This window comes from Bradyrhizobium sp. U531, from assembly GCF_051710265.1.
Classification (GTDB): domain Bacteria; phylum Pseudomonadota; class Alphaproteobacteria; order Rhizobiales; family Xanthobacteraceae; genus Bradyrhizobium.
In genome coordinates this window covers 171,640-184,994 of record NZ_JASVEN010000002.1, presented here as the reverse complement: position 1 = coordinate 184,994, position 13,355 = coordinate 171,640, and the positions used below count along the sequence as shown (strand labels likewise).

Annotated in this window: 11 protein-coding genes; 4 read left to right on the top strand and 7 right to left on the bottom strand. The window is 63.5% G+C overall.

Features of this window, described 5'->3' with window-relative positions; translation table 11 throughout:
- Positions 1 to 182 precede the first annotated feature (182 nt).
- Positions 183 to 1,022, top strand: coding sequence for a M48 family metallopeptidase (locus QRQ56_RS12790; protein ID WP_438740411.1), 840 nt, complete (start codon positions 183 to 185; stop codon positions 1,020 to 1,022).
- A gap of 174 nt (positions 1,023 to 1,196) precedes the next feature.
- Here the strand turns inward: QRQ56_RS12790 and QRQ56_RS12785 are convergent, their stop codons facing one another.
- Positions 1,197 to 1,853 carry a hypothetical protein gene (locus tag QRQ56_RS12785; RefSeq protein WP_438740409.1) on the bottom strand — a complete coding sequence of 219 codons (657 nt, stop codon included), beginning with the start codon at positions 1,851 to 1,853 and terminating at the stop codon, positions 1,197 to 1,199.
- A gap of 282 nt (positions 1,854 to 2,135) precedes the next feature.
- The gene (locus QRQ56_RS12780) at positions 2,136 to 4,361 is read right to left on the bottom strand and encodes a transglycosylase domain-containing protein (RefSeq protein ID WP_438740407.1); all 2,226 of its coding nucleotides are present in this window, start codon (positions 4,359 to 4,361) and stop codon (positions 2,136 to 2,138) included.
- A gap of 166 nt (positions 4,362 to 4,527) precedes the next feature.
- Between QRQ56_RS12780 and QRQ56_RS12775 the strand changes: the two genes are divergently transcribed.
- The gene (locus tag QRQ56_RS12775; protein WP_438740405.1) at positions 4,528 to 4,953 is read left to right on the top strand and encodes a DUF1330 domain-containing protein; all 426 of its coding nucleotides are present in this window, start codon (positions 4,528 to 4,530) and stop codon (positions 4,951 to 4,953) included.
- Between the two features lie 121 nt (positions 4,954 to 5,074).
- Here QRQ56_RS12775 and QRQ56_RS12770 read toward each other — a convergent pair whose 3' ends face one another.
- From QRQ56_RS12770 to QRQ56_RS12760, 3 genes are all read right to left on the bottom strand, one after another.
- The gene (locus QRQ56_RS12770; RefSeq protein WP_438740403.1) at positions 5,075 to 6,295 is read right to left on the bottom strand and encodes an ABC transporter substrate-binding protein; all 1,221 of its coding nucleotides are present in this window, start codon (positions 6,293 to 6,295) and stop codon (positions 5,075 to 5,077) included.
- Positions 6,296 to 6,571: 276 nt separating this feature from the next.
- Positions 6,572 to 7,813, bottom strand: coding sequence for an ABC transporter substrate-binding protein (locus QRQ56_RS12765; protein WP_438740401.1), 1,242 nt, complete (start codon positions 7,811 to 7,813; stop codon positions 6,572 to 6,574).
- A gap of 161 nt (positions 7,814 to 7,974) precedes the next feature.
- A complete protein-coding gene (locus QRQ56_RS12760) occupies positions 7,975 to 8,331 on the bottom strand; it encodes a DUF1304 domain-containing protein (RefSeq protein ID WP_438741458.1) in 357 nt (118 codons plus the stop codon).
- A 99-nt stretch (positions 8,332 to 8,430) separates the two neighbouring features.
- Between QRQ56_RS12760 and QRQ56_RS12755 the strand changes: the two genes are divergently transcribed.
- Complete coding sequence (locus QRQ56_RS12755; protein WP_438740399.1) at positions 8,431 to 8,961, top strand: methylated-DNA--[protein]-cysteine S-methyltransferase; 531 nt, start codon at positions 8,431 to 8,433, stop codon at positions 8,959 to 8,961.
- Between the two features lie 13 nt (positions 8,962 to 8,974).
- Here QRQ56_RS12755 and QRQ56_RS12750 read toward each other — a convergent pair whose 3' ends face one another.
- Complete coding sequence (locus QRQ56_RS12750) at positions 8,975 to 9,415, bottom strand: nuclear transport factor 2 family protein (protein WP_438740398.1); 441 nt, start codon at positions 9,413 to 9,415, stop codon at positions 8,975 to 8,977.
- Positions 9,416 to 9,499: 84 nt separating this feature from the next.
- Here QRQ56_RS12750 and QRQ56_RS12745 point away from each other — a divergent pair, with 84 nt between their 5' ends.
- A complete protein-coding gene (locus QRQ56_RS12745; protein WP_438740396.1) occupies positions 9,500 to 10,399 on the top strand; it encodes a LysR family transcriptional regulator in 900 nt (299 codons plus the stop codon).
- A 27-nt stretch (positions 10,400 to 10,426) separates the two neighbouring features.
- Here QRQ56_RS12745 and QRQ56_RS12740 read toward each other — a convergent pair whose 3' ends face one another.
- Positions 10,427 to 13,219: a [protein-PII] uridylyltransferase gene (locus QRQ56_RS12740; protein WP_438740394.1), complete on the bottom strand. Its 2,793-nt coding sequence runs from the start codon at positions 13,217 to 13,219 to the stop codon at positions 10,427 to 10,429.
- Positions 13,220 to 13,355: the final 136 nt, after the last annotated feature.

Here is a 13,355-nt window from a genome sequence, read left to right as displayed (position 1 = left end):
CCGTCCGGAAGCCCCGGCGGGCCCAAGTTCCCGCCAGATTCGCGGTAATTAGGTAGCCCTATAGGAGTGAGTCGGTACTCACCTCTTGGGGGCGCCGCATGCATTCAGAGAGGGCGAAAAAACCCGGTTCCAACGCCAGTCTGTAGGGTCTCCCGGACGTCCGACCGCTGTATATTGGGCAAATGATTTGTTTTTGCGCCGAGCGCTTCCCATGGCGGCGGTTATGGCAGAATCCGGGCGCCCTCCTGCCCCCCGGACTGACAGACATGGCCACTCGCGCTCTCCTCTATCGGCGGCCCCACGAGCCGAAGACCCTCCTGATCACCCACGGATCGCAATATTTTGCCATCCGACTGCGCCGGCATCGCCGCGCGCGTCGCTACACACTCAGAATCCATCCGAGTGATCGCGAAGCCATCCTCACCATGCCGCCGCGCGGCACCTTGGCCGAAGCGAAAGACTTCGCGCAGCGACACGGTGCGTGGATCGCCGCGCGTCTCGGTCGCCTGCCGAAGGCTGCGCCGTTCCAGCCGGGCACGGTGATACCGCTGCGCGGCACGCCGCATCGCATCGTTCATCGCGCCGGCACGCGCGGCACGGTGTGGACGGAAGTGCGCGATAGCGGTGAACGCATCCTCTGCGTCGCCGGCGGGCTCGATCATGTCGATCGTCGCGTCAGCGACTTCCTCAAGCGCGAGGCGCGCCGCGATCTGCAGCGTTCGGCGGAAACTTACGCCGCCGAGCTTGGGGTCAAGGTCAAGCGCCTCTCGATCCGCGATCAGTCCAGCCGCTGGGGCTCCTGCACCTCGGCCGGCTCGCTGTCGTTCTCCTGGCGCCTGATCCTCGCGCCGCCCTTCGTGCTCGACTACCTCGCCGCGCATGAAGTGGCGCATCTCGTCGAGATGAACCACTCGGCACGGTTCTGGCGCGTCTGCGGCAAGGTGTGTCCCTCGATGGAGCGTGCCAAGAAGTGGCTCGACACCTACGGCAACGATCTGCACCGGTACGGCGTCGAGGATTAGCGCGGGCTGAGGATCAAGCCGCACTGCTGATGTCTTGAAAGGTGTCATCGCCCGGCTTGACCGGGCGATCCAGTATTCCGAGACGGCTGTTATTGAACCGAGACGCTGCGGCGTACTGGATTCCCCGCCTGCGCGGGGAATGACAGCGGAGGCTGTGGCGGCATCAAGCTCTGCTCACGCACTGAAATTCGCACTCGTCCCCGCCTGCGTGCGTGACGCCAGATAGGACGCGTGCTGCTGCGCACTTGCTTTCTGACCCTCGGCCAGCATCGCCTGGAACGCCGCGTCGAGCTGCTCGCGGCTGTAGGTCGTGGAGCTGCTTTCGCGCGGCGTCCACTGCGATTGCGTGAGGGCGGTGGGCGCCTTCTCGACGGTGCCGCCAAGCCGCGCGGCGTATTGGTCGGCCCGCCATTGCGCGAGGTCCGGTCCGCCCAAACCCGGGGGATCCTCGAGCTTGCCGATCTTTGCCGCCGCCGCATTGGTCATTGTCGAGGATCCGCCGTTGTAGAGCGTGGCGACCACCTGACCGTCAACCTTGACCTCTGCGTATGTATTCTCCGGCGCATCGTCCGAGACGGTCGATTGCGCCGCGTTCGCGCCGTGAGTCATCAGCCAGTTCGTGGCCATGAGGTCATGCAGGACAGGATTATCCGCCACCGAGATCGGCTTGGCGCCCGACAATAGCTTCACCTGCGAGACGTCAATCCGAAAGCTGCTGGCGGCAGCGTCGGTGTCATCCGGTGCCACCGGTTGAAGACCCGATGCCGCATGTGAAGCGGACGCCGATGCGGGCCGCAGATAGGGCAACGCCGCGCCGGACACACCTGACATCACCGAACGCTCCTTCCCACTTGCTCAACTTATGAGAGCAAATTCCGGGCCGGTGGCGTGCGCTTGAAGAGACTGGTGTTTTTGCTGTCAGGGAGCGGCTCACCTCGGTTGATCTTGCCGCGATAGGCAGGACTTGCCGCAGCGGCGGAGCTGATGCGCGGCCGCGTGCTTCAGGCGTCTGGACTGCCTGCGCAAGCCGTTGATTTCGTTATGCCCGGCTACTGTGCATGGGGTTGTTTTCGCAGTTTTTGTTCTGAGGCCATCTTCGACCTCAAGCAGAACCTAGCGGTTGCCGCCAAACAGCCGGTCCATCAGCCAGCCATCGAGTCCCGCGGCAGGCTCCGGCCGCACATTGGCGCGCGTCGGCGGTGGCGGACGATAACCGCCATTGTTCACCGCAGCCGGTGCGGGCGCGGGTGCCGTCGGCGGCGACACCTGCGAGGCTGCCTGCGCAAGGTTCGACAGGCCCCAGCCGCCTGGCGAGCTCGGCAGGTTTGCCACCGGCACGCCCTCGTGCGCGGTCTTCATGAAGCGCGACCAGACTTCCACCGGCAGGCCGCCGCCGGTCGCCTTCTTGGTCGGCGAGTTGTCGTCATTGCCGAGCCACACGCCAGTGACGAGGTTGGCGGTGTAGCCGATGAACCAGGCGTCGCGGTAATCCTGGCTGGTACCGGTCTTGCCGGCCGCCGGCCAGCCCGGGATCTCCGCCTTCTTGGCGGTGCCCGATATCAGCGTCTCCCGCATCATCGTGTTCATCATCCCGACCATGCGGGGGTCGATGATTTGGGTGTGCTCGTCCGTCTGGCGCATGTAGAGCAGCTTGCCGCTGAGAGTCCTGATCCGCGTCACCACATGCGGCGCCACCGCGAAGCCGCCATTGGCGAAGGGCGCATAGGCGCCGACCAGCTCGACCACCGAGACTTCCGACGTGCCGAGCGCGATCGAGGCATTGGGCTCGAGCTTGGAGGAGATGCCGAGCCGGTGCGCGGTACGCACCACGTTCTTCGGTCCGACCTCGAGGCCGAGGCGGATGGCGACGGTGTTGAGCGACATCGCCAGGGCTTGCGTCAGCGTCACCGCACCAAAATATTCGTGGGTGTAATTCTCCGGCTTCCAGCCCTTGACTTCGATCGGCGCGTCCTGGCGCATCGTGTCCGGCGTCAGGCCCTGCTCCAGCGCCGTGAGATACACGAACGGCTTGAACGAGGAGCCCGGCTGGCGCCTGGCTGTGACCGCGCGATTGTACTGGCTCTCGGAATAGTTCCGCCCGCCGACCATGGCGCGCACCGCGCCATCGGGCGTCATCGCGACCAGCGCGCCCTGGCTGACATTGAATTTCACGCTCTTGGCGGCGAGCTCGTCGATGATGGCGGCTTCCGCCACGCCCTGCAGCTTGGGATCGATCGTGGTCTCGACCTTGATGCTCTCGTCGATCTGGCCGACCAGGTCGTCCAGCACCTCGCCGATCCAGTCCGCGACGTAATTGATCGTGCCGGCGCCGACCGGCTTCACATTGTAGGAGGGATGGCCGATCGAGGCCTGCGCCTGCGCATCGGTGATGAATTTTGCATCCGCCATCGCCGCGAGCACGATCTGCGCGCGCGCTTCGGCGCCTTCGGGGTTGCGGTTCGGCGCAAGGCGCGAGGGCGATTTGACGAGGCCGGCGAGCATCGCGGCCTCGGCGATGGTGACATTCTTCGCCGACTTGCCGAAATATTTCTGCGCGGCGGCTTCGACGCCGTAGGCGCCGGAGCCGAAATAGACGCGGTTGAGATAGAGCTCCAGGATCTCGTCCTTGGAATGCTTGCGCTCGAGCCAGATCGCCAGCTCCGCCTCCTGCAGCTTGCGCTGCATGGTGCGCTCCTGGGTCAGGAACAGGTTTTTCGCGAGCTGCTGCGACAGCGTCGAGCCGCCCTGCGACACGCCACGATGCATGACGTTGGTGACGAGGGCGCGCAGGATGCCGACGGGGTCGATGCCGAAATGCGAATAGAAGCGGCGGTCCTCGATGGCGATGAACGCCTTCGGCAAATACGGCGGCAAATCCTTCAGCGCGATATTGGCGCCGGCCATTTCGCCGCGCTGCGCCAGCACGCTGCCGTCGATGCCCACGATCTGGATCGTCGGCGGGCGCTTGGGAATTTCCAGCGACTGGATCGGCGGCAGATGGGCGCCGACATAGATCACGACGCCGATGACAGCGATCACGCCCCACAGGCTCAGCACCGCGCCCCAATAGACCAGGCGGCCGAGGCCGAACCCGCCGGATTTCGCGCGCCGCTTGGCGCCGCTGCGGCCGGCCGGCGCCTTGCGCTCACGCGGCGGCTCGTCGCCGGCATCGTCGCTCTTGCGCTTGGCGGATGATTTGGTCGATTTCGTCGATTTCTTCGGCTTGTCCTCGACCGCGTTGGGGATGCGGTCGGCGGCGGTCAGGCGCAGATCGGCGAGTGCAGCAGGCAAGCCGAACAACGGCTCCTTCCGCCCACCCTTTTTCTTTCCCCACGCCATACGCAAACGCCCGGTCAGCCCGCCCCGCCGAGACGCTAGCGGTCGCTGTTTAAGGCCCGGTTACCCCGGCGTTAACGCGTGATTAGGAGGTGGGGCATTCGCAACCCGCAGTTCCCCCCTTTTTGCGTCGGAGCTAGGATCGCCGCCACAAAAAGAGGGAGCACGCATGGGCCATATCGATCCGACCAAGGAGATCTTTGCGCAGTTCCGGGAGAACGACCGTCCCGGCCCGATCCACATGCTCAACCTGGTGCGGCTGCGCAAGGACGCGGCCTATCCGGACGGCCGCAAGGCGAGCGGCGCGGAAGCCTACGCGGCCTATGGCCGCGAGAGCGGCCCGGTGTTCGAGCGCCTCGGCGGCCGCATCGTCTGGCAGGGCAAGTTCGAGCTGATGCTGATAGGTCCGCAGGAGGAGCGCTGGGACCATTGCTTCATCGCGGAGTATCCGAGCGTCGCGGCGTTCGTCGAGATGATCCGCGATCCCGTCTATCGCGAGGCCGTGAAGCACCGACAGGCGGCGGTGGAGGATTCGCGCCTGATCCGGCATGCCGTGCTGCCGGTGGGCAAGAATTTTGGGGAGATACCGACGTGAATGTCGTTGGACGAATCTCTCTCCGCCGTCATGGCCGGGCTTGACCCGGCCATCCACGTCTTACCTTCAAGTCATTCCGGGTTCGATGCTGTCGCATCGCCCCGGAATGACAATGAGAGAACTAACCCGCCGGACCCGAATCCTCCAGGATCGGGCCGAACAGCTCCCAGCGTTCGCCGTTGAACTTCATCATCTGAAGCTGCTTGTTGACGCGGTAGTCGGTCGGCGAGGTGTTGACCTTGATGCCGGGCAGAGCGGTGTCGGTGGCGAAGTCCTTCACCGAAGCTGCCTGCTTCATGACGTTCTCGCGGGTCAGGTCGTCGCCGCACTGCTTCAGCACATGAACCAAAAGCTGTGCCGTGCTGTAGCCGTAGGTGTTGAAGTTCGAGTCCTTGTCGCCGTCGGGATAGTACTTCGCCATGAAGTCGAAATACTTCTTCAGGCCGGCATCGTCCTTCCAGGTCGGATCGAGCGGCTCTTTGCCGTAGTTGACGCTGATCAGGCCCTTGGCGGCATCGAGGCCGGCCGGCTTCAGCACGGCGCCGACTGAGGTGGCGTTGATGTCGACGATCTGCACCGGATGCCAGCCCATCTCGGCGATCTTCTTGATCGCCTGCGCGGCCTGCTTCGGCGTGCTCGCGCTGAAGAACAGGTCGGCGCCGGCATCCTTGATCTTGAGGATCTGGGAGTCGACGGTGGGATCGGACACCTCGTAGGAGGCCTCCGTCACGATCATCTTGGCGGCCTTGTCGCCGAGGCCGGCCTTGATGCCGTTCAGATAGTCCTTGCCGAGGTCGTCGTTCTGGAAGAGCACGCCGATCTTAGCGTTCGGATGCTCCTTCAGGATGTACTGGCCGTAGATGCGGCCCTCGACGAAATAGTTGGGGTTGAAGCCCATGGTCCACGGAAAGTTCTTGGGGTCGGTGAACCTGGAGGCACCGGTCGCCGCGAACAGCTGCGGGACCTTCTTGGCGTTGAGATATTTCTGCACGGCCGCGTTCACGGGCGTGCCGATGATCTGGAAGGTCAGCAGCACCTCGTCGCTCTCGACCAGCTTGCGGATCTGCTCCACGGCTTTCGGCGGCGAATAGGCGTCGTCATACTGGATCAGGTTGATCTTGCGGCCGTTGACCCCGCCTTGGTCGTTGATCATCTTGAAATAGGCGGCCTGCGTCTTGCCGATCGACGAATAGGCCGACGCCGGTCCCGAGAACGGCATGGTCTGTCCGATCTTGATCTCGGTGTCGCTGGCGCCCGGATCATATTTCTTCTGGGCATTGGCCGCTGAAATCGACAGCGCCAGAGCAAGCGCCGTGGCCAGATGCAGCTTTCCATTCCTCATTCGCAATTCCCTCAGTTGTTATTGCCGATGATCTCCCGGCGCGCGCTCGCGCGTCCGATGCCATCGCTGAGGGCGAGTGTGGAGGAACGATTGTTGCAACGCAAGGTGGGGGATGCACGCAGTTCGTAGGGTGGTTAGCGCCGCGGGCTGCGCGAAGCGCGGTCCGCAGGGCGTAACCCACTCTTTGGTCTCCGCGGTGACAGAAGTGGTGGGTTACGCCGGCGCCTGCGCTTCGCGCAGACGCCGTCTCACCCACCTTGCGGATCCGCCCTGGAACTAGCCTGACGGGCCGGTGTCCTCGATGATCGGTCCGAACAGCTCCCAGCGTTCGCCGTTGAACTTCATCAACTGCATCTGCTTGTTGACGCGGTAGTCGTTCGGACCGGTGTTGATCTTGATTCCGGGCAGCGCGAAGCTCGGGGTGAAGTCCTTGATGTTGGCGACCTGCTTCATCACGTTCTCACGCGACAGGTCGTCGCCGCATTGCTTCAGCACCTGCGTCAGCAGCTCGGCAACCGAATAGGCATAGGTGTTGACGGTGTTGAGCTTGTCGCCTTCGGGGAAATACTTGTCCATGAAGGCGAAGAAGGCCTTCACGCCCGGATCGTCCTTCCACTGGGGATCGCTCGGCTCCTTGCCGTACTGGGTCGAGATGATGCCCTTGGAGATGTCGAGGCCGGCCGGCTTCAGCGTCGCCGAGATCGGGCTCGCATTGATGTCGAGGATGTGCACGGGGTTCCAGCCGAGCTCGGCGACCTTCTTGATGGCTTGCGCTGCGAACTTCGGTGTCGAGGCATCGTAGAAGAGATCGGCGCCCATCGACTTCAGCTTCACCACCTGGGAATCCACCGTGGGATCGGTGACCTCGTAGGAGACCTCGCCGACGATCATGCCGGCAGCCTTGTCGCCGAGGCCGCTCTTGAGGCCCGCGAGATAATCGCGGCCCATGTCGTCGTTCTGGTAGAGCACGCCGATCTTGGCGTTCGGATGCTCCTTGAGAATGTATTTGGCGTAGATGCGTCCCTCGGACACGTAGTTGGGATTGTAGGCGATGGTCCAGGGATAGTTCTGCGGATCGTTGAAGCGCGCAGCGCCGGTCGAGGCGAGCAGCTGCGGGATCTTCTTGCCGTTGAGATATTTCTGCACGGCCGCGTTGGCGGCGGTGCCGATGATCTGGAAGGTGAACAGCACCTCGTCGCCTTCGACGAGCTTGCGCACCTGCTCGACCGTCTTCGGCGGCGAGTAGGCGTCGTCATATTGGATGAGATTGATCTTACGGCCGTTGATGCCGCCCTGATCATTGATCATCTTGAAGTAGGCGGCCTGCGTCTTGCCGATATTGGCGTAGACGGAATAGGGGCCGGAGAACGGCACGGTCTGGCCGATCTTGATCTCGGTGTCGCTCGCACCGGTGTCGTATTTCTTCTGTGCGAGAGCTTGGTTGAAGGGGGCTTGGCTGGCGGAGAACACGAAGGCGAGCGCCGCCGTGGCAGCTAGATAGGCTCTGCGAGTCTTCATTTGGGATGTTCCTCCTGACGGAATTTCCGGCGGACGGTCTTTTCCCGTTGATTGCAACGGTCGCCATCGCTGCCGAAGATTGTGGAGGAAGGTTCGGCGGTGCGCAAGGATCGCAGCGCTGCGCTGTAGCGTCTCAGGCGTCGAGGCCTGAGGTCAGCCGCTCAGGCCAGGAACAATGCGACAAGCGCGATCGCCGCGGGGAGGGCCTGCACGATCAGGATCCGCGTGCTGACGGTCGCGGCGCCATACGCGCCGGCTACGATCACGCAGAGCAAGAAGAACGCCTTGATCTGGAATGCGAAGGCCGGATTGCCATGGACGAGACCCCAGATCAGGCCGGCGGCGAGGAAGCCGTTGTAGAGACCCTGATTGGCGGCCAGCACTTTCGTGATCTCGGCCTTCTCCGGCGTGTTGCGGAATGTCTTCAAGCCGAGCGGCTTGTCCCAGAGAAACATCTCCAGGATTAGAAAGTAAGCATGCAGCGCGGCGACCAGCGCCACCAGGATATTGGCGATCAGGATCAAGGTGAGCTCCCCCAAAAGCGTCAGCTTTCGGGTGGACGTTAGCACGGCCGGCGTGGCAAACGCGATGGCATGTTTCGAAGCAATGGTGCCACCATGCCCGGGCGATCGACCAAACCGTCTGCAAGCTTCGGCCTCGATCGCCTGACGACGCCGATCGGGATCGCCTTGCTCGTCACCGATGCCGAAGGCGCGCTGCGCGCCCTGGACTGGGAAGACTACGAGCATCGCATGCGCGAGCTGCTGCGTCTGCACTACGGCGCGGTCGATCTCAGCGACCGGCCTGCGCCTGAATCGATGCGGACGGCGCTGTCGGCCTACTTCGAGGGCGATCTCGGCCAGCTCTCGAGCATCGCATGGCGCATCGCCGGCACGCCGTTCCAGCAGAAGGTCTGGCACGCCCTCGCGCACATCCCCGCGGGCACCACGATGAGCTATGGCGCGCTCGCCGCGAGGATCGAGATGCCCAAAGCCATTCGCGCCGTCGGCCACGCCAACGGCTCCAACCCGATCAGCGTCGTGCTGCCGTGTCACCGCCTGATCGGCGCGGATGGCTCGCTGGTGAAGTACGGCGGCGGGCTCGAGCGCAAGCGGTGGCTGCTGCGGCACGAGGGGGTGGACGTCTGAGGGTTGTTGCCCGTCAGACTTTCGACGTCATCACTTTCTGCACGATCTTCCAGGTCCCGTTCACCTTCAGGCATGACAAGAGGTCCGTGAAGGTGCGCGGCGGAATCTGCAATTTTACCTTCAGAAGCGCGAGCTCTCTTTCGACGTCGATCGACAGGATCTGATCATGTCGCTCGAAACCCTGTTCCTTCGGAGCCTTCGTGTTGCGGACGACCGTCAGCCATGAGGCAATCGACGTCACAGCCACATTGCCGTCCTCGGCGATCTTGGTCACGGAACTCGAGGGGTGAAATATCGACGCGAATTTATCGGCATCCATTTCATAGGCAGCATCGAAATAGGTCTGCGCAAGGGACCGCAAGGCCGGAACGTTCGTATCCATCGTCATCCTCAAAGCTGTTGCACCTGCTTCATTCATGCTGCCCCACGTGCAGAGAATGCTGCCGGTCGTCACCGTACTCGCGCAAAACCTACGGCGAGCAGACTTATGACGCTAGACAACTTGAACGGCATGACCTCATGAGCGATATTCATAATCATGACCAACGAAATGAACGAGCTCGCCACGTTTGCAGTTGTTGCTCGTGAGCGAAGCTTTACGCGCGCTGCGATAAAGCTGGGTGTATCCCAGTCTGCCTTGAGCCATACAATCAAGAAGCTCGAGCAACGGCTTGAGCTAAAGCTGCTCGCTCGAACAACCAAGAGCGTTGCACCAACTGCTGCGGGGGTAGCTCTGCTGGAAGACCTGTCTCCGGCGCTTGAGCAAATCCGTCATGCCCTCGACAAGGCCCGAAGCATGCGGCACCGACCCGAAGGTCGCCTCCGGATTGTCATGTCGCGATCAGCTGCAGTGATGGTGTTGCTGCCGCGGCTCAAAGCTTTCGCTGACGCTTACCCTGATATCGTTCTGGACGTTGTCACCGTCACTGGCCCCGTGGACCTCGTTGCGGGCGAGTTCGATGCCGGCATTCAGCTTGGCGAATACATTCAGAAGGACATGATCGCGGTTCGTGTCACGCCCGCGCTACGATTAGCGGTCGTTGGGTCGCCACGCTATTTCGCTTCACGAGGCATCCCCGAAAGGCCCAAGGATCTTGGCGATCACAGGTGCATCACCCTGCGTCTTGCTGGCGGTCCATACCGCTGGGAGTTTGAGCAAGGCCGAAAGTCGGTTACGATCAACGTGAACGGCCCGCTTATCATCGACGATACTCATCTGGTGATTCAGGCGGCGCTTGCTGGCGTTGGCCTCGGACTCGCTTACGAAGAACAGGTCGCCGGAGATATCGCGAAAGGCCGCCTTGTTCGGGTGCTGGAGGATTGGACGCCGCCCATTCCCGGCTTCTTCATGTATTATCCCAGTCGGCAGCATCAACCAGCCGCGCTGTCCGCCCTCGTGAGCGCATTGCGACACCCCGAACGCAAGCTGGCGCGATGATGAGCCGCGAGCGCGAGATGACGAAAATCACGCCGCCGGTGCAGCAACCGCCTTGTCGCCGGCCATGACATGGGTCAGCGCGCTCTTGATCGCGGCTTGGCGGGTTGGGGCGTTGATTTGCGCGCCCAGGAGATCGGTGACGTAGAACACGTCGCGGGCGCGCTCGCCGAAGGTCGCGACATGGGCTGACGCGATGTTGAGGTTGAGCTTCGAGATCGCCGTGGTCAGCTCGTAGAGCAGGCCGGGCCGATCGAGGCCGGAGACCTCGATCACCGTGTAGCGGTCGGACCATTGGTTGTTGATGGTCACTTCCGGCTCGATCACGAAAGGCTTTGCCTTGCTGCGCACGGTACGCCGCGCGACCACTTCGGGCAGGCGCAGCTTGCCTTCCAGCACGTCCTCGATCATCTCGCCGATCCGGGTGGCGCGCCGTCCCTCGTCCTCGTCGCGGTCGTATTCCCGGGAGATCGAGATAGTGTCGAGCGCGCGGCCGTCGGTCGTGGTGTAGATCTGGGCGTCAACGATGTTGGCGCCGGCGGAGGCGCAGGCGCCGGCGATGATCGAGAGCAGCCAGGGATGGTCGGCGGCGAAGATCGTCAGCTCGGTGACACCGCGCACCTCGTCGAAGCCGACATTGATCGCGAGCTTGTGGCCGGCCTGCTCGCTGGAGCGGACGAAGCGCGCGTGGCGGATCTTTCGGGGCAGCTCGACCTTGAGCCAATAGGCCGGATAGTGCCGGGCGATATAGGCATCGAGCTCCTCCGCCGGCCATTCGGCGAAGGCCATGCGGAATTCGGCGTGGGCGGACACGAGGCGTTTTCCCCGATCGACCTCCGAGAAGCCGCCCGTCAACACCGGCTCGGTCTCGTAATAGAGCGAGCGCAAGAGCTGCGCCTTCCAGCCGTTCCACACCCCCGGGCCGACGCCGCGAATGTCGGCGGTGGTGAGGATCGTCAGGAGCTTCATCTGCTCGACCGACTGCACCACGGCCGCGAAATTCTCGATGGTCTTGCGGTCGGACAGGTCGCGCGACTGCGCCACCGTGGACATCGTCAGGTGCTCTTCGATCAGCCAGGCCACCAGCTCGGTGTCGGCCGCGCTGAAGCCGAGACGCGGGCACAGCCGGCGCGCCACCTTGGCGCCGGCGATCGAGTGGTCCTCGGGCCGGCCCTTGGCGATGTCGTGCAGCAGCGTCGTGATGTAGATCACCGCGCGGTGCTCGGGCCGCGACTTGCGCATCAGATCGCTGGCGAGCGCGAACTCCTCGATGCCGCCGCGCTCGATGTCCTGAAGGAAGCCGACGCAGCGGATCAGGTGCTCGTCGACGGTGTAGTGATGATACATGTTGAACTGCATCATCGAGACGATCTTGCCGAAGGCGCGGATGAAATGGCCGAGCACGCCGGTCTCGTTCATCCGCCGCAGCACGATCTCGGCGTTGTCGGAGGTCAGGATCTCCATGAACAGCCGGTTGGCCTCGGGATTTTCGCGCATCTGCGCGTTGATCAGGCCGAGCGAGCGCGTCACGTCGCGCATCGCATCCGGATGGAAGGCGAGATTGTTCTTCTGCGCGAGGCGGAAGATGCGGATCAGGTTGACCGGATCGTGCTTGAAGACGTCGGGCGCGGCGACGTTGATGCGGTTGTTGTCGACGATGAAGTCGTCGCTGTCGGGGACGCGCCGCTTCGCCGCGGTGGGGCGCAGCCGCGCCATCATCCGGCTCAGCACCGGCGCGGGCTTGGCCTGCTGGTCCTCGAGCTTGGCGCACAGGATGGCGGTGAGGTTGCCGACCTCCTTGGCGACCAGGAAGTAGTGCTTCATGAAGCGCTCGACGTCCTGCATGCCGGGATGCGAGGTGTAGCCGAGCCGCACCGCGATCTCGCGCTGGAGGTCGAAGGAGAGACGCTCTTCGGCGCGGCCGGAGTAGAAATGCAGATTGCAGCGCACCGACCAGAGGAAGTCGGCGCAGCGGCGGAAGCTGCGATATTCCTGCGCGTCGAACACGCCGCGTTCGACCAGCTCGCTGGTGTCGCGCACGCGATAGACGTATTTGGCGATCCAGAACAGCGTGTGCAGGTCGCGAAGCGCGCCCTTGCCGTCCTTGACGTTGGGCTCGACCAGATAGCGCGACTGGCCGCCGCGGCGATGCCGCTCCTCGCGCTCGGCGAGCTTGGCGGTGACGAATTCCGAGGCGGTGCCCTGCACCACGTCCTTGTCGAAGCGCTCGAGCAGTTCGTCATAGAGCGGCTTGTCGCCGGTCAGGAAGCGTGTTTCCAGGATCGCGGTGCGGATGGTCATGTCGCCGCGCGCCTGCCGGATCGACTCGTCGACCGAGCGCGTGGCGTGGCCGACCTTCAGCCCCATGTCCCAAAGGCAATAGAGGATGGCTTCGGCCACCTGCTCGCCCCAGGCGGTCTGCTTGTACGGCAGGATGAACAACAGATCGATGTCGGATTCCGGCGCCATCAGGCCGCGTCCGTAGCCGCCGGTTGCGACCACCGCCATGCGCTCGGCGCCGCTCGGGATCGGCGAACGGTAGAGATGGCGCGTCGCCGCCGAATACAGGATGCGGATGATCTCGTCCTGGACGTGACACAGCCGCTCGGCGCAGTGGCGGCCGTGGCGGTCCTTCAAGAGGATCTCCTGTGCCGCGGCGCGCGCCGCGATCAGCTCGGCCTTCAGCAATTGCGCCATGGCCGTGCGGAACGTGTCCTCGCGTCCCTCATGCTTTTCGGCAAGTGCATCGACCGCGGCGGTGATCCGCGCAGTGTCGAAACGATCGTCCACCTCGGCTTTGTGCTCAGTCGCGACGCTGTCCATGTCTCACCGGATATAAGAGGTGACAGGCGCTGTCACCCGCCATTCTCAGGCAATAGTCGTTCCATGCTGGAAAGCCGCGGCTTCGGGCAAATCTGTTCTCAGGCCGGGCGCTTTCGGGGGACGGATTTTCTCGTTG